This is a genomic window from Arthrobacter sp. ok909 (assembly GCF_900104405.1).
Classification (GTDB): Bacteria; Actinomycetota; Actinomycetes; order Actinomycetales; family Micrococcaceae; genus Arthrobacter; species Arthrobacter humicola.
On the sequence record NZ_FNJS01000024.1, the window covers coordinates 55763 to 72839 of the forward strand.

Genomic DNA, 17077 nt, shown 5'->3' on the forward strand with positions numbered 1-17077 from the left:
GTAAACGGGCGGGATTTGAGGGAGCGTCCCGGGGAAACCCGCAGGACGTGAGGAAGCGTCAGCTTCCGGAATGGGCCTGCAGGAAGGAGTACACCTCGGTCTCGTCCACGCCGGGGAAGGCGCCCGGCGGCATGGCGGCCAGCAGGTGGGAGTGGGCCCGGGCCGAGGGCCAGGCGTTGCCGGCCCATTCTGCCGTCAGCGACGCCGGCGGGCGGCGGCAGCAGCTTTCGTCCGGGCAGGTGGACTTGGACCGCTCCGTGGTGTCGCGGCCGCGGAACCACTTCACGTGCGCGTACGGGACACCCACGGAGAGCGAGAACTCCCCGTTGGCGGAGCGTTCGGTGCGGGCCGTGCACCAGAAGGTCCCGGCCGGGGTATCGGTGTACTGGTTGTATGCGCTGAACTTGTCCGGCACGTCGAACACCACCCGGGACGTCCAATTCTTGCAGGACGGCTGGCCCTCGATGGCGCCGGTGTGGTCCTGCGGGAACGTCACGCCGTCGTTCTCGTAGGCCTTGTAGATGATGCCGCTCTTGTGGGTCTTCTGGAAGTGCGTGCGGAGGTCCAGGTGCTGGGTGGCCAGGTTGGTGAACCGGTGGGCGGCCGTTTCGTAGGACACGGCGAAGGCGTCCCGGATGTCCTCGACGGCAATTTCCTTGGCCTGCTTGGCCCGCTGCAGGAACTCCACGGTCGCCTGCTCCGGCAGCAGGAGCGCGGCGGCGAAGTAGTTCGTGGCCACGCGCTGCATGAGGAAGTCCCCGTAATTCGACGGCGTCTGGTGGCCCAGGACGTAGTGGCCCAGAGCCTGCAACAGCACCGACCGGGGGTCGTGGTCGCTCCGAGCGTTCTGCGTGAGATAAATTCTGCGGTTCTTAAGATCCGTCACCGAGCGGGTGGAATGGGGCAGATCCCCCACGTGGTGGAGGCTGAAACCGAGGTGCCCGGCGATGTCCGCAATGACGTGGTGGGACAGCGGACCGCTCGTGTGGCCCACCGAGGCCAGGACCTTCTGCGCCTCGGCCTCATACTCCGGGAAGTAGTTGTTCCGCTCGCGCATCATGGCCCGCAGTTCACCGTTGGCGCGGCGGGCCTCCTCCGGCGTCGCCACCTGCTCGTTGAGCCGTCGCTCGAGCTCGTGCTGCAGGCCCACCATGGACTCCAGCACGTCCATCGGAAGCCGCGAGCTGATGCGGATTTTCGGCAGCTTGAGGGACTCGTAGATGGGGCTGCGCTGGTAGCGTTCCAGCTCGATCTCCAGCGCCGCGCGGCGGTTGGGCGGCTCGGCCCCGAGCAGTTCGTCAATGCTGACCCCGAGGGCCCCCGCGAGCTGCTGAAGCAGGCCAAGCTTCGGCTCGCGCTTGCCGTTTTCGATCAGGCTCAGCTGGCTGGGGGCGGTCCCGACGGCGGCGCTCAGGTCATCGAGCGTGAGTCCGGCAGCCTTGCGCAGATGACGGACGCGGCGGCCCATGCTGATGACGTCCACCTCCGGGGTGGCGGGCGATGGCAGGGACGAAGCTTGGCGGTTCCAGCTGGCGGGATGCATTTATTAAGGATATGCGAAGAAGTGCATTTCTTTCCATGGCTTTGGTCTAGTAACCCCTTGGAAAGTGAAGAAAAGTAGATCTCACGGAAAGATTCACTATCCGGAAACAACCGGCCAGGATCTGCAGAGTCGCAGACTGGCCGGTCCCGGACCCCATCAAGGAGACAAAGATGACTGCAGCATTTGAGCCCACCCAGCAGACGCCCGAGCAGCAGGCCGCCGCACTGGAGCTCGAGTGGGCCGCCAACCCGCGCTGGGAAGGTGTGACCCGTGACTTCAAGGCTTCCGACGTCGTCCGCCTCCGCGGCCGCGTCTCCGAAGAACACACGCTGGCCCGCCGCGGCTCGGAGAAACTGTGGAAGCAGCTCACCGAGGAACACAGCACCGGCAAGTACACCAACGCCCTGGGCGCCCTGACCGGCAACCAGGCCGTGCAGCAGGTCAAGGCCGGGCTCCGTGCCATCTACCTCTCCGGCTGGCAGGTCGCCGCCGACGCCAACAACTCCGGCCACACCTACCCGGACCAGTCGCTGTACCCCGCCAACTCGGTCCCCACCGTGGTCCGCCGCATCAACAACGCCCTGCTCCGCGCCGACCAGATCGAGTTCTCCGAGGGCATCCAGACCGTCGAGGACTGGATGGTCCCGATCGTGGCCGACGCCGAGGCCGGCTTCGGCGGCCCGCTGAACGCCTACGAGCTCATGAAGTCCATGATCCAGGCCGGCGCCGCGGGTGTGCACTGGGAAGACCAGCTCGCCTCGGAGAAGAAGTGCGGCCACCTCGGCGGCAAGGTCCTGATCCCCACCCAGCAGCACGTCCGCACGCTGAACGCCGCCCGCCTCGCCGCCGACGTCGCCGGCACGCCGTCGGTCATCATCGCCCGCACCGACGCCGAGGCAGCCACCCTGATCACCTCCGACGTCGACGAGCGCGACCAGGAATTCATCCTCCGCGAAGGCGGACAGCCGGTCCGCACCGCGGAGGGCTTCTACAAGGTCCGCAACGGGATCGAACCGTGCATCGCCCGCGCCAAGGCCTACGCCCCGTACTCCGACCTCATCTGGATGGAAACGGGCACCCCGGACCTGGAGCTGGCCCGCAAGTTCGCCGAGTCCGTCAAGGCCGAGTTCCCGGACCAGATGCTCTCCTACAACTGCTCGCCGTCGTTCAACTGGCGCAAGCACCTCGACGACGCCACGATCGCGAAGTTCCAGCGTGAACTCGGCGCCATGGGCTTCACCTTCCAGTTCATCACCCTGGCCGGCTTCCACGCCCTGAACCACTCGATGTTCGACCTCGCCCACGGTTACGCCCGTGAAGGCATGAGCGCCTACGTCGAGCTGCAGGAGAAGGAATTCGCCTCCGAGTCCCGCGGCTACACCGCGACCAAGCACCAGCGCGAAGTCGGCACCGGCTACTTCGACGACATCGCCACCGCGCTCAACCCGAACGCATCCACCCTGGCCCTGGTGGGATCCACCGAAGAAGGCCAGTTCCACTAGACACCCGACGGCGGGCCCTGGGTCCGCCGGCGCGTCCGTCCTTCGGTCCGGCATTGCTCTGCCTGCTATTCCCCATTGCCGCCTCAGCTTCGTTTCCACTCAGCGAGGCGGCAATGGGGCCCCTTTTACGCAGGCTCCCGCAACACCGGCACCTTCGGCCTCGTGGGCACCGCATCTGACGTGCGGCCCGCCGCCTCCACCGCACGTCACCACCCGCCGTCGAACTTCCTTCTTCTTTAAGGAGAGATTGAAATGAACAGCTTCACTGACAATTTCACTATCAACGGGATCACGTTGACCGCGCAGCCTATTTGCCGGCAGAGCGAGGTCCTCACACCGGATGCGCTGGCGTTTGTGGCCAAGCTGCACAAGGCCACGGCCGGGCGCCGGCAGGAGCTGCTGCAGGCACGGCGTGAACGCCGCCAGCAGATCTCCAAGGGCCAGGACCCGCGGTTCCTGCGCGAGACCGAGTCCGTGCGCAACGACCCGAACTGGCGCGTCGCTCCCCCGGCCCCGGGCCTGGAGGACCGCCGCGTGGAAATCACCGGGCCGGTGGACAAGAAGATGACCATCAACGCGCTGAACTCCGGCGCCAAGGTGTGGCTCGCGGACATGGAGGACTCCTCCACCCCGTCCTGGCGCAACGTGATCCAGGGCCAGCTGAACCTCACAGACGCCCTGGAGCGCCGGATCGACTTCACCTCCCCCGAAGGCAAGGAATACAAGCTGCGCCCCGCCGGGGAACTGCCCACGATCGTGGTCCGTCCCCGCGGCTGGCACCTGCCGGAAAAGCACATGCTCATCGACGGCACCCCGATCGCCGGCGGAATCGTGGACTTCGGCCTGTACTTCTTCCACAACGCCCGCCGCCTGATCGCCCAGGGCAAGGGACCGTACTTCTACCTGCCCAAGATCGAGAACCACCTCGAGGCCCGGCTGTGGAACGACATCTTCATCCTGGCCCAGGACCTGCTCGGCATCCCGCAGGGCACCATCCGCGCCACCGTGCTGATCGAGACCATCACCGCCGCGTTCGAGATGGAGGAAATCCTCTACGAACTGCGCGACCACGCCGCGGGCCTGAACGCCGGCCGCTGGGACTACATCTTCTCCCTGATCAAGAACTTCCGCACCCGCGGCCCCCGCTTCGTGCTCCCGGACCGCGGCCAGGTCACCATGACCCAGCCGTTCATGCGCGCCTACACCGAACAGCTCGTCCGGGCCTGCCACAAGCGCGGCGCCATGGCGATCGGCGGCATGGCCGCGGCCGTCCCCAACCGCAAGGACGCCGCAGCCAACGCGATCGCCTTCGAAAAGGTCCGCGCGGACAAGACCCGTGAGGCAGGCGACGGCTTCGACGGCTCGTGGGTGGCGCACCCGGACCTGGTTCCGGTCTGCCGCGAGGTGTTCGACGGCGTACTTGGCGACCGTCCGAACCAGCTGGACCGCCTCCGGGAAGACGTCACCCCGGACGACCGTGCCCTTCTGGATATCTCCTCGACCACCGGAACCATCACCGAACAGGGCATCCGGATCAATATCGAAGTCGGGATCCGGTACATCGAGTCCTGGCTGCGCGGCAACGGCGCCGTCGCCATCCACAACCTGATGGAGGACGCCGCCACCGCGGAGATCTCCCGCTCACAGCTCTGGCAGTGGATCTTCTCCCGCGCCATCACGGACCACGGCGACGTCGTGACCCGCGAGTGGGTGGAAGACATGCTGGACGAGGAATTCGCCAAGCTGGAACGCTTCGAAGGGGACCGGTTCGCCGACGCGCGGGACATCTTCGAAGAGGTCACGCTCAGCAACGAGTTCCCGGCCTTCCTAACGCTGCCGGCCTACGACCGCTTCCTGTATGAAGCGCGCGACGGCGCAGAGCTCAGCGACAAGGCCGCCCTCATCCCGGCGTAACCCCAGAATTCCGTCAGCTGGACTGCCCGCCCTTCGCAACAGGCAGCCCGAAATCCGGGTGGCAGCCCAGCAACGGAACACCCTGCAGCCCGACAACGGCGTCGAACTGACAGTGAGGGCCCATGTTTTCGATAAAACATGGGCCCTCACTGTGTTCCCGGCGCAAACCTTTTGGGCGGAAAGGCGGCCGGAGCGGCAGGAACCTAGTGCGGCTTCGGCACGCGTCGCAGGGACAACGCCGTACCCAGGATGAACGCGGTCACGGAGCACAGGATCAGCAGCAGCGGACCGGTCCAGGCGCCGGAGACCCCGTGGATGTACCCCAGAAGGGTCGGCGCCACGGCCCCAAAGGAATAGCCGGTCCCTTGGACGACGGCGGACATCCGGGCCGCCGACGCCTGGTCCCGGGCCAGCCGGATGATGGCGAGGAAGATCAGCGTAATGCCGCCGCCCTGGGCGACACCGCCGAGGGAACACCACAGCCACCACAGCTCCGGCGCGAGCAACAGGCCCACAGGAACCGTGAGCCACAGCAGGCCCAGGGTCAGGCCCACCGCCGTCGTGCTGGCGAACCGGGCCGCCAGCGGGACGCCGAGGCCGCCGACAATGGCAAAGATCTGGAAAAGCGAGGAAGCTGCACCGGCGGCCGACGGCGTCATGCCGAGTTCGTCCACCAGCAGGCTGGGCAGCCAGGCGGTCACACCGTAGTAGGAGAACGCCTGCCCGGCGAACCCGACGGTCAGGGCTGCCGTGATCCACCGCGATGTGGGCTTGCCGGCCGGCCGCCCGGGGTCGGACGCGGGAACGGCAGCAGGAACGAAGGCCGCCCGCTGGCCGACGGCGATCACCCAGACCGCGAGGGCCGCCAGCGCGAACAGTCCGCTCGCGGCAATCGCGGGACGCCAGCCCAGCAGCTCGGCCAGCGGCGCGGACACCATCGATGTAAGAAACGAGCCGATATTGAGCGCCGCAGTGTAGGTGCCCATCGCCGCGCCCTGCCGGGCCGGAGTGAAGTCCCGCCGAATGATCAGCGGCACCACGATGTTGCCGATCGTGATGGAAACGCCCAGGATCACGGTGCCCAGCATCACGACGGCGCCGCCGCCCGCCGAGCGGACTACGACGCCCAGGAGCACGCCCAGCAGGGTCAGCGTGATGGCGAACTCGGGACCCAGCTTGCGCCCGGCCAACGATGCCAGCGGCGCGGCCAGGGCAAAGCACAGGACCGGGATCCCGGTGAGGAATCCCAGTTCCACCGGAGTGAACCCGAGATCGTGCTGCATCTGCGCGACCACCGGGGCCACGGCCACCAGGGGGCCGCGCATGTTCAGCGCGATGAGCCCGATCGCGAGCATGAGGAGCCAGCCGCGCGGTGCCTTGGCGAGTTCGCTCATGAGGTGGGCCGTCGCCCGGCAAGCGGGCAGAAATGTGGTTTCATCAGTCCCATTGCTATCACGGGCCACTCCCGCACCCGCGGAATGTGACGCCACCCGGGACACGGCCACCGGGGACCACGCGTCTAGCCGGCAGCCTGCAGGGTCGCCTCGATGACGGCGGGCGAAAGCACGTGCTGCGTGACCATCTGGCTGGCGCCGAGGATGGCGGCCTGGTCCCCGGCTCTGGACAGGCCGATCCGCAGGTGCGTCGTGGCCAGCGGCAGCGAGCGCCGGTAGACCACCTCGCGGACCCCTGCCATAAGGTGCTCCCCGGCCTGGCCGAGGCTTCCGCCGATCACGATCACCGAGGGGTTCAGCAGATTGACCACCGTGGAGAGGACGTCGCCGAGGTCCCTGCCGGCCTGCCGCAGCGCCTGGATGGCCTGGAGGTTCCCCTCAGCGACGAGGCGCAGGACATCGCCGCCGTCGTGCGCCGGCAGTCCCTGCTGGGTGAGCGCCTTGGCGACGGCGGGACCGGACGCCAGGGCTTCGAGGCAGCCGTAGTTCCCGCAGCGGCACAGCACGTCGTCGCCACGCGGAACCCGCACGTGCCCGAGGTCGCCGGCGGTGCCGTTGGCCCCGCGCTGGAGTTCACCGTTACTGATGATGCCCGCGCCGATGCCGGTGGCCACCTTGATGAAGAGGAAGTTTTCGTCCTGGGGCCAGTGCGCCGTGCGCTCGCCCAAGGCCATGATGTTCACGTCGTTGTCCACCAGGACCGGCACCGGGAGGGACCGCTGGACGTGACGGACGACGTCGAACCCGTCCCAGCCGGGCATGATCGGAGGCTTCACCGGCATGCCGGTGGCGTGTTCCACGGGCCCGGGGAGCCCGATCCCGGCACCGGCCAGGTCGGAGGTGCTCCGTCCCGCCTCGCCGAGCAGCTTCAGCCCTTCCTCGATCACGCGGTCCAGGACAACCACCGGGCCGTCGGCGACGTCCTGCGCCAGCCGGCGCTCGGCGAGCACTTTTCCGTTGAGGTCCGTGACGGCGATGATCACGTGCGTGGCCCCGACATCCACCGCCAGGACTACGCGGGCGGCCGGGTTGAAGGCAAAGCGCGACGGCGGCCTGCCGCCGCTGGAGCTCGCTTCCCCGGCCGGGCCGACGAGCCCCGAGACCATCAGCGCGTCGATGCGGGAGGCGACAGTGGAGCGGGCCAGCCCGGTGGTCAGGGCCAGTTCCGCGCGGGTCCGGGCCTTGCCGTCGCGCAGGAGCTGGAAGAGGTCGCCAGCGCGGGACAGGCTGCCGCCGGCCTCGGGGGCTGCGGGTTCGGTGCCGGTGGGCGTACTCATGAGTAAGTGATAGCACGAAGTTCTTCTGCATGTCACGCTTCACGAAGATTGAAACGTAGTTTTCAACTTTTGCTTGACGCTCGTCAAAAGTATGCCTAGCTTTGGGTGTGAGCCAGATCACCGGCCCGGCAGCCTGCCTGCCGCTGGACGGTTCCGGGACTACGAAGGGGTATGAACGAACTTGTCGAGCCAAGAACATGCGGCGCCGGCGCCGCTGGGGGTGGGGATCCTGGGAGCGGGTCCCGTCACGCAGGCGATCCATCTCCCGTCCCTCGCCAGGCTGCGCGACATCCTGGAAGTCCGCCACATCATGGACGTCGATCCGGAGGTGGCCGAATCCGTAGCCGCACGGGTGGGGGCACGCTTCAGCGCCAGCGTGGAAGAACTGCTGGCCGACCCCGCGGTCGAGATCGTCGCGATCTGTAGCCCACACCAGTTCCACGCCATCCAGGTGATCGCCGCCTGCCGCGCCGGCAAGAAAGCCGTCCTGTGCGAAAAGCCCTTCGCCATGAACGGCGAGGAAGCCGCGGCCATCGCCGCCGTGTCAGCCGAAACCGGCGTGCCGATCGTCGTCGGCGCCATGCACACCTTCGATCCCGGCTGGCTGGCCGCCGAATCGGAGTGGGGCAACCTGCCGGAACAGGTCCACACCGTCCGGTCCTCGATCGTTCTGCCGCCCAACCCCCGTTTCGAGGACTTTGCCACCGAGATCGTGGGCCGCACTCCCCCGGCGCCCGCGGCCGACAAGGGCACCGCCCCTGACACCGCCGCGGTGAAAGCCATGCTGACCGGCGGCGTCATGGGCCTGGCCATCCACGACCTCCCCCTGGTCCGCAGGTTCGCCCCGGACTTCCGGGCCGTCGAGGTCCTGCATGCCCAGACCGTCATGCCGTTCGGCTACGTCATCTCCCTGCGGGCCGGCGACGTTGCAATCGAACTCCGCGCCGCGATGAACGGAACCTGGGAACCGTCCTGGACCTTCGAGGCGATCGGCAACGGTGCGTCGCTGTCCATCGACTTCACCCCCTCCTACGTCCACGCGGGGTCGGCGACCGCCCGGATCCGCACCGCCGCCAGCACCACCGTTCTGGGCCCCTTCGGCCACAACGGCTACGAGGGCGAATGGCGCAAACTCGCCGAAATCGCCCGAGGCACCGGAACGGCCCCCCGCCCGGAGACGCTGATCCACGATCTGGAATTCGCCCTCGCGATCGCCGACGCCGCCGCTGCTTGCGTCGATGCCGGCGCCGCCGCCTATGAGGAGGCCAGCGCATGACAACCCCGCTCATGACGACGCCGTTCAGGGTCCAAGCCAGTCCGGACGCCGAGCAGACCGGAGCCGTCGGCGCCGTCGTCGCGTCCCTGCCGGTTTCGTTCGCTCCGTCCGACGGCGGCCCCGACGTCGTCGCCCTCGCCGGCACCGCCGGCTGGACCGCCAGCGCCACCGCAGCGATCCGGAACGGTGTCCGCGGCGTCGTCGTCGTTGATCCCGTGGCGGAAGATGCCGCCGCCCTGGCCGCGGCAGCAGCGGAGGCAGGCACCGCGGTGGTCCTGGACCAGGCGTGGGCCGGAAACCCGGTTCTCGCGGAATCCCAGGCCGCGGTCCGGGACGCCATCGCCGACGCCCTGGCCGACGCCGTGCTGCTGGACTCCGTGGCGTGGGGCGCCCCCGGAACCGACCCGGAGGCCTTGCTCATGCGGCACCTTGGCGCTGTCCTGGCCTGCGGCGTCGAACTGGAAGGCCTGCGGGTCATCCAGCGCAACGCCAACGGCTACACCGTCATCGGCAGCCTCCCCGGCGGAGCGCCGGCGGCCCTGCAGGGAATCACCACGTCCTCGCTGCCCGCGACGGCCACCGTCTCTGTCCTGACCTCCTCCGGGCGGGCGGACATCACGCTCCCCGACGCCTCCGCAGGCTGGCCCGCGCAGGTCCGTTCGGTCACTTCCGCCGGGGCCGCCTCCTTCCCCACGATCTACGAATCGGCCCGCCGGCACAGCTGGAGGCGGCTCCGCGCCGCGATCGACTCCGGCGCCACCGGGACCGATCTGGAACGGTTCGCCGCCCTGACCGCACTCGTCGGGCAGCTCCACGACTCACGGCAATAACTGCTCTCAATGCTTCAACAGCTCTAACTGCACAGCCCGCTCTACCTTCCGCATCAACTCACTGTCGAGACGACCGGCCCGCGCCACTGCAGGCCGGCCACGAAAGGAAAACATCGTGACGATCAAGTCCTCTGTAACCTCCACCGCATTCTCCCGCCGGGGATTCCTGGGCTTCGCCGCAGCCGCGGCCAGCGCACCGCTCCTCGCGGCATGCGGCGGCGGCTCCGCGTCCCAGTCAGGGGGCAGCGGCGTCATCAAGTTCTGGGACATGCCGTGGGCCACCCCCGCCTACAACGACGCCGCCAAGAAGATCGCAGAGGGCTACGCGCCGGCCTCAGGCAACCTCAAGGCCAGCTACCAGACCATCCAGTGGGCAAACTTCTACCAGACGTTCTCCTCGGCCATCGCTTCCAAGACCGGACCGGCGGTGTCCACCGGCGGCGGCTTCCAGGCCTTCCAGTTCGAGCAGCAGGGCCAGATCGCTTACGCCGACAAGGTGATCGATGCGCTGAAGCAGAACGGCCAGTTTGCTGACTTCCTGCCCGGCGTGCTGGAGCCGTTCAAGACGGACAAGGGCTATGTGGCCGTGCCGTGGCAGCTGGACATCCGTCCACTCTGGTACCGCAAGTCCCTGTTCGACCAGGCCGGTGTCGCGGTTCCCACCGACTGGCCGTCGCTGCTTGAGGCCGGCAAGAAGTTCAAGAGCATGGGCGCCGTCGGCTTTGCCACCGGCTCCGGCGCCGGCAACAACATCGGCAACCACCTGATGATCATGATGATGCTCAACAACGGCGGCGGCGTGTTCACCCCTTCCGGTGAGCTCGATGTCATGAACGACCGCAACGTCGAGGCCGTCGAATTCCTGCTGGAACTGGTCTCGAACGGCATTATCGACCCCGCCGCGGTCAGCTACACCACGGACAACCTCAACGCCCAGTGGAAGGGCAAGAAGGCCGCGTTCGGCATGTTGACGCTGGGAGTTCCCGCGCGTGTCGGTGACACATCGGGCGACCTTATGGTCGCCAGCCCCATGGCCGGCCCGCACGGGGACAAGGCCGCCCTGATTTTCCCGAACAACATCATGATGTATACCAACACCCCCTCCCAGGCGTCGTCCGAGGCCTTCCTGGTTGCCTACATGGGCCAGCTGAAGCAGCTGTGGCAGCAGAAGCTCATGAACGCGCTGCCGGTCTTCAAGTCCATCACCGAGATGCCCGAGTTCACGTCCGATCCCAACAACGTCAAGATCGTCAAGGAGTACGTGCCGATTGCCAAGACGTTCGCTGCCCAAGGCACAACGCTCAATGCCAACCTTGCCGTCCTCGACGGCGGACAGGCCCTGAACCAGTTCACCCAGACCATCCTGACTGGCAAGACCGATGCGAAGTCCGCGCTGCAGACGTTCCAGTCGGGGCTGCAATCGGTCCTGAAGAAGTAAGCGGCCCTCCCATGGCACTAACCACAGCCCAGACCGGCCTGAGCCGGGCCCGCCGGGGCGTCGCCCCCGGCGGGCCCGGCAAGCCCGTCAACCGCAAGAGCAAACTCAGCTCGCAGACCCGGAAGACGTTCTTCTGGCTCCTGCTGCCCTCGGTCGTCCTGCTGATCCTGATCCACGGCTACCCCCTCATCTACGCCAGCATCCAGGCCACGCACAACGGCTCCCTCCTGGACACCGGCGAGTTCGTCGGCCTGGATAACTTCGCCACCGTCCTGTCTTCCGAGGCGTTCTGGAAGGCCGCCCGCTTCACTCTGATCTTCACGATCGTGGGTGTCTTCGGATCCTGGCTCCTGGGCCTGGGCCTGGCCCTGCTGCTGCGCACCAAGATCCCCGCCGGCGGCACTTTCAAGGTCCTGCTCCTGCTGCCCTGGGTGGTCCCGATCGTGGTGTCCTCCACCGCCTGGAACTGGCTGGTCGGCACCCCGGACAGCCTCATCCCGAGCATCTGCCGCAACCTCGGCCTCGGCACACCACTCTTCCTCGCCGACCCGACCCTCGCGGCCATCACCGTCTGCATCTTCAAGGTCTGGGTCAGCTTCCCCTTCATGATGATGATGACCTCCGCCGCCCTAGCCAGCGTCGACACCACCGTCTACGAAGCCGCCAGCATGGACGGCGCCACCCGCTTCCAGCAGTTCTCCGGCATCACCCTGCCGCTGATCGCCCGCTCCACCTACATCAGCTGGATCCTCATGACGATCTTCTGCGTCAACGACTTCCCCACCATCTACCTGCTCACCGGCGGCGGACCCGTGGACGCGACCACCTCCCTCGTGGTGCTGGCCTACCGCACCGTTTTCCAGGACTTCCAGACCGGCCCGGGCGTCGCGATCGCCTTCCTCATGACCATCACCCTGGTAGTGATCTCGGTCATCCTGTACCGCCAGATCCGAAAGTCGAGCGTCGAATAATGAGCGCAGTCCTCCACGCCCACCCCGAATCCGGCCCCGCCCTCGGCGTCGCCGACACCGGCAAACCCCGCCGCACCCTTTCCGAGGCCGGCCTGCGCGGCCGCTGGTGGCGCTTCACCGCCATCCTGGCCATCACCGCGATAGTGCTCATCCCGATCATCGTGACCGTCCTCCTCGCCTTCACACCCGGACCGAACAGCACCGCCACCGGCCTGACCTTCGAGAACATCACCGACGTCTTCTCGAAAACCCTCGCTGCGACCTGGCTGCAGAACAGCCTCATCACCACGCTCAGCACGGTGACCGTCTCGGTGGCCGTCGCCGCACCGGCAGGCTATGTCCTCTCCCGCGGCCGGTCCAAGGCCGTCTCCGGTTACTCCCTGCTCCTGTTCGTCATGCAGTCCCTGCCCATCATCACCTCGGTAGTGCCGCTGTTCATCCTGTTCGCCGGCATGGGCCTCGTGGACAACCTGATGGGAATAACCATCATCTACGTCGGCTCCACCATGACCGTGGCGACCTGGATGATGGCCGCCTACTTCGACTCCATCCCCATCAGCCTGGAAGAGGCATCCTGGATCGACGGCTGCTCCGTCTTTGGCAGCTTCACCAAGGTGGTGCTGCGCAACTCCCTCCCGGGCGTGCTCTCCACCGCGATCTTCGCCTTCCTGCTTGCCTGGAACGACTACCTCGTGGCTATCGTGTTCCTACGCTCCAACGAAATCTTCACCCTGCCCATGGGCGTGCAGTCCTTCTTCCAACAGAACAACACCGACTGGTCCGGGGTCATGGCCCTGGCCGTGATCATGATGCTCCCGCCCATCATCGTCTTCGCCACCCTGAACAAATACTTCAGCGTCGGCGGCATCGGCGGATCCCTCGCCGGCCGCTAACGCCGTCCCCAATCCCAACGCCGGCCGGCTGACCGCCGGCCGCTCCCCTACTTGAGAACAACCGACTCCCCGCAAAGGAACGCAATGTCCTACTCAATCCAGCTGTACACCCTTCGCAACGCCCTGCAGGACGACCTGCCCGGCACCATCAAGAAGGTCGCCGAGCTCGGCTTCACCCAGGTTGAGCCCTATAACTTCGTCGCCACGGCCGCCGAGCTCGGCGCGGCCCTGAAGGAGAACGGCCTGACTGCCCCGTCCGGCCACGCCCCGCTGCTGAGCCAGGACCAGGACGAGATCTTCGCTGCGGCCAAGGAACTGGGCATCAGCACCGTGATCGATCCCTATCTCCCGGCCGAGCACTGGCAGTCCGCCGAGGACATCCAGGCCACCGCCGCGAAACTCAACGCCGCCGCCAAGAAGGGTGCCGGGTACGGCATCCGCGTCGGCTACCACAACCACGCCTGGGAACTGGAGTCCAGCATCGAGGGCCAGACCGCCCTGGAGTACTTCGAAGGACTCCTGGACCCGGAACTCGTCCTGGAGGTGGACACCTACTGGGCCGCCGTCGGCGGCCAGGACCCTGTCCAGCTGCTCCAGCGCCTCGGCGCCCGGGTGAAGTTCATCCACATCAAGGACGGCCCCGTCTCCACGGACACGAAGGCCCAGCAGCCGGCCGGGCAGGGCAAGATTCCCGTGTGGGACGTCATCGAGGCGGCACGGTCCCTGGAGGTCGGCGTCGTGGAGTTTGACGACTACTCCGGCGACATCTTCGACGGCATCGCCCAGAGCCTGGGCTACCTGCAGAGCGGCTCCGCCAGCGCCAAGGGCGTGAACGCATGAGCGCCGCAGCGAACCGTGTGACAGAGAACCGGGCAACCGGACGCGGCCCGGTGGGCGTCGCCGTCATCGGCGCCGGAAACATCAGCAAGCAGTACCTGGACAACCTGACCGTCTTCCCCGACCTCAAGGTCCACGTGATCGCCGACCTCTTCGAAGAGGCCGCCGAGGCACGCGCCAAGGAATACGGCATCCCGGAGTGGGGCGGCGTTGATGCGGCCTTGAACCACCCCGACGTCGAGATCATCGTGAACCTGACCATCCCGGCAGCGCACGTGGAGGTCGCCACGGCCGCCGTCAACGCCGGCAAACACGTCTGGACGGAAAAGCCGTTCTCGCTGGACCGCGACTCGGGCCTGGGCCTGCTGAAAGCCGCCGACGCCGCGGGGCTGCGGCTGGGCTGCGCCCCGGACACGTTCCTGGGCGCCGGGCTGCAGACCGCGCGGCGGCTGATCGAACGCGGCGACATCGGCACCCCGCTGACCGCCATGACGACGTTCCAGACCCCCGGCCCGGAATCCTGGCACCCCAACCCGGCGTTCCTGTTCCAGTACGGCGCCGGACCCCTGTTCGACATGGGCCCGTACTACCTCACCGCCCTGGTGCAGACCTTCGGGTCCGTGCGCCGCGTGGCCGCCACCGGGTCCAAGGCCAAGGAAGTCCGGATGATCGGCTCCGGGCCCAAGGCCGGCGAGGAATTCACGGTCGAGGTCCCCACCCACGTCTCCGCCATGGCCCAGTTCGAGTCCGGCGCGTCCTCCCACAGCGTCTTTTCGTTCGAGTCCCCGCGGCTGCGGATGGGCTTTGTAGAGATCACCGGGACCGAGGCCACCATCTCGCTGCCGGATCCGAACTACTTCGACGGCGACGTCAAGCTCTGGCGCGCCGGCGACGAGGAGTGGACCGTTATCCCGGCCACCGGCCCCAGCCAGGGCCGCGGCATGGGCGTGTTGGACATGGCACGCTCCATCCGCGCCGGCGTCCCGCACCGCGCCACCGGCAACCTCGCCTACCACGTCCTGGACACCATGGTCTCGATCTCCGAGTCGATCGATTCCGGCGCGTTCGTCGACGTGGAAAGCACCGCCCCTGCCTCCGCAGCCCTCCCCGAGGACTGGGACCCCACCGCTTCCACACTCTAGGAACCAGTAATGAACTCCCACGAAACTACCCCCGGCCCGGCCGCCGGTTCACGTTTGGGTGTGGCCATGATCGGGTACGCGTTCATGGGCAAGGCCCACTCGAATGCGTGGCGGAATGTTGCCAGCTACTTCGACGTCCCGGCCTTCGAACGTCGCGTGCTGGTCGGACGCGACCCCGCCGGGGTCGCCGAGGCCGCCGCGAAATACGGCTGGGCCGAGTCTTCCACCGACTGGCGCGAGGTGATCGCCCGTGACGACATCCAGATCGTCGACATCTGCGCGCCGGGCTGGATGCACGCCGAAATCGCCATCGCCGCCCTGGCCGCCGGCAAGCACGTCCTGGTCGAAAAGCCGCTGGCCAACACCCTGGCCGAGGCCGAGGCCATGGCGGAGGCCGCCCGGGCTGCCCGGACGCGGGGCGTGCAGTCCATGATCGGGTTCAACTACCGCCGGGTCCCCGCCCTGGCCCTCGCGAAGGAGCTGATCGCGGAGGGCCGGCTCGGCACGGTCCGGCACGTCCGCGCCGCCTATCTGCAGGACTGGCTCGTGGACCCGGACTCGCCCATGACCTGGCGGCTGAATAAGGACACCGCAGGGTCCGGTGCGCTGGGCGACATCGCGAGCCACGCGATCGACCAGGTGCTGTTCCTCCTCGGCGGCCAGGTCACCGAGGTGTCCGGCCGGCTGCACACCTTCACCCCGCAGCGCCCCGGTGCCACCGGGCTGGAGGACGTGACAGTCGACGACGCCGCCTGGGCCACGCTGACCCTCGCCTCCGGGGCCATCGCCTCCGTGGAGGTTTCCCGGGTGGCCACCGGGCAGAAGAACTCGCTGAAGCTGGAGATCTACGGCGACAAGGGAGCCCTGCTGTTCGATCTCGAGGACCTCAACGAGCTCGGCTTCCTCGACGCCACCCTGCCCGTGAGGGAACAGGGCTTCCGCCGCATCCTGGTCAACGAGCCCGAGCACCCGTACGTGGACGCGTGGTGGCCGCAGGGCCACGTGCTCGGCTGGGAACACACGTTCACGCACGAGATCCGCGACTTCCTCACGGCGGTGGGCAACGGAACCCAGCCGTCGCCGTCGTTCGAGGACGGCCTGAACGTCCAGCGGATCCTCGCCGCCGTGGAGGAAAGCGCCGCGGCCAAGAGTTCACTCATCCAGCTCACCCCGTCCGCCCCGACCACCCAGCCCCCTACCGAAAGAGCCTGACATGCCCCGCCCGTACACCCTGTTCACCGGCCAGTGGGCCGATCTGCCCTTCGAGGAAGTCGCGCGCCTGGCCTCCGGCTGGGGCTACGACGGCCTGGAAATCGCCGTCTCCGGCGACCACCTGGACGCCTGGCGCTGGGACGAGCCCGGCTACGTCGACTCCAAGCTCGCCGTGCTTCAGAAGTACAACCTGAAGGTCTGGGCCATCTCCAACCACCTCAAGGGCCAGGCCGTCTGCGATGACCCGATCGACTTCCGCCACGAGGCCATCGTCGGGGCCAACGTCTGGGGCGACGGCGAGCCCGAAGGCGTCCGCAACCGCGCCGCCGAGGAAATGAAGCACACCGCCCGGCTCGCCCAGGCCCTCGGTGTGGACACCGTCGTCGGATTCACCGGCTCCTCCATCTGGCAGTACGTCGCGATGTTCCCGCCCGTGCCGGAGAAGGTCATCGAGGCCGGCTACCAGGACTTCGCCGACCGCTGGAACCCCATCCTGGACGTCTTCGACGACTGCGGGGTCCGGTTCGCCCACGAGGTCCACCCCTCCGAGATCGCCTACGACTACTGGACCACCGTCCGCACCCTCGAAGCGATCGGCCACCGCAAGGCCTTCGGCCTGAACTGGGACCCGTCCCACTTCATGTGGCAGGGCATCGACCCGGTCTCCTTCATCTGGGACTTCAAGGACCGGATCTACCACGTGGACTGCAAGGACACCAAGCTGCGGCCCACCGGCCGGAACACCGTGATGGGCTCGCACCTGCCCTGGGGCGACCCGCGCCGCGGCT

The 17077-nt window shown here is 67.5% G+C and carries 14 protein-coding genes; 11 read left to right on the top strand and 3 right to left on the bottom strand.

Translation table 11 applies throughout. The features are described 5' to 3' along the window. Positions 1 to 58: 58 nt before the first annotated feature. A complete protein-coding gene (locus tag BLR03_RS17240) occupies positions 59 to 1543 on the bottom strand; it encodes a helix-turn-helix transcriptional regulator (protein WP_091255057.1) in 1485 nt (494 codons plus the stop codon). Between the two features lie 170 nt (positions 1544 to 1713). Here BLR03_RS17240 and aceA point away from each other — a divergent pair, with 170 nt between their 5' ends. Both aceA and aceB read left to right on the top strand, forming a co-directional pair. Next, complete coding sequence (aceA, locus tag BLR03_RS17245) at positions 1714 to 3045, top strand: isocitrate lyase (RefSeq protein WP_091255058.1); 1332 nt, start codon at positions 1714 to 1716, stop codon at positions 3043 to 3045. 252 nt (positions 3046 to 3297) lie between these two features. Then, the gene (aceB, locus tag BLR03_RS17250) at positions 3298 to 4959 is read left to right on the top strand and encodes a malate synthase A (protein ID WP_091255060.1); all 1662 of its coding nucleotides are present in this window, start codon (positions 3298 to 3300) and stop codon (positions 4957 to 4959) included. Between the two features lie 203 nt (positions 4960 to 5162). On the opposite strand, the gene BLR03_RS17255 is transcribed toward aceB, so the two are convergent. Continuing rightward, the gene (locus BLR03_RS17255; protein ID WP_091255062.1) at positions 5163 to 6353 is read right to left on the bottom strand and encodes an MFS transporter; all 1191 of its coding nucleotides are present in this window, start codon (positions 6351 to 6353) and stop codon (positions 5163 to 5165) included. A 125-nt stretch (positions 6354 to 6478) separates the two neighbouring features. Next, on the bottom strand, positions 6479 to 7690 hold the full coding sequence (locus BLR03_RS17260) for an ROK family transcriptional regulator (RefSeq protein ID WP_091255064.1): 1212 nt from the start codon (positions 7688 to 7690) through the stop codon (positions 6479 to 6481). A 181-nt stretch (positions 7691 to 7871) separates the two neighbouring features. Between BLR03_RS17260 and BLR03_RS17265 the strand changes: the two genes are divergently transcribed. The 9 genes from BLR03_RS17265 to BLR03_RS17305 form a co-directional block, all read left to right on the top strand. Next, positions 7872 to 8966: a Gfo/Idh/MocA family protein gene (locus BLR03_RS17265; RefSeq protein ID WP_175460602.1), complete on the top strand. Its 1095-nt coding sequence runs from the start codon at positions 7872 to 7874 to the stop codon at positions 8964 to 8966. After that, a complete protein-coding gene (locus BLR03_RS17270; protein WP_254788571.1) occupies positions 8963 to 9796 on the top strand; it encodes a hypothetical protein in 834 nt (277 codons plus the stop codon). Before BLR03_RS17265 ends, BLR03_RS17270 begins: the two co-directional genes overlap by 4 nt. Positions 9797 to 9911: 115 nt before the next feature. Continuing rightward, complete coding sequence (locus BLR03_RS17275) at positions 9912 to 11234, top strand: ABC transporter substrate-binding protein (RefSeq protein ID WP_091255067.1); 1323 nt, start codon at positions 9912 to 9914, stop codon at positions 11232 to 11234. 11 nt (positions 11235 to 11245) lie between these two features. Next, positions 11246 to 12205 (top strand): carbohydrate ABC transporter permease, encoded by a 960-nt coding sequence (locus tag BLR03_RS17280; RefSeq protein WP_091255069.1) that lies wholly within the window; start codon positions 11246 to 11248, stop codon positions 12203 to 12205. Beyond that, the gene (locus BLR03_RS17285) at positions 12205 to 13098 is read left to right on the top strand and encodes a carbohydrate ABC transporter permease (RefSeq protein WP_091255071.1); all 894 of its coding nucleotides are present in this window, start codon (positions 12205 to 12207) and stop codon (positions 13096 to 13098) included. The genes BLR03_RS17280 and BLR03_RS17285 overlap by 1 nt, the downstream gene beginning before the upstream one ends. Before the next feature lie 84 nt (positions 13099 to 13182). After that, positions 13183 to 13938 carry a sugar phosphate isomerase/epimerase family protein gene (locus tag BLR03_RS17290; RefSeq protein ID WP_091255072.1) on the top strand — a complete coding sequence of 252 codons (756 nt, stop codon included), beginning with the start codon at positions 13183 to 13185 and terminating at the stop codon, positions 13936 to 13938. Further along, positions 13935 to 15077, top strand: coding sequence for a Gfo/Idh/MocA family protein (locus tag BLR03_RS17295; protein WP_091255074.1), 1143 nt, complete (start codon positions 13935 to 13937; stop codon positions 15075 to 15077). Before BLR03_RS17290 ends, BLR03_RS17295 begins: the two co-directional genes overlap by 4 nt. A 9-nt stretch (positions 15078 to 15086) precedes the next feature. Further along, positions 15087 to 16289: a Gfo/Idh/MocA family protein gene (locus BLR03_RS17300; protein WP_091255075.1), complete on the top strand. Its 1203-nt coding sequence runs from the start codon at positions 15087 to 15089 to the stop codon at positions 16287 to 16289. A gap of 1 nt (position 16290) precedes the next feature. Continuing rightward, on the top strand, positions 16291 to 17077 hold a 787-nt coding region (locus tag BLR03_RS17305; protein ID WP_091255076.1), incomplete at its 3' end, for a sugar phosphate isomerase/epimerase family protein.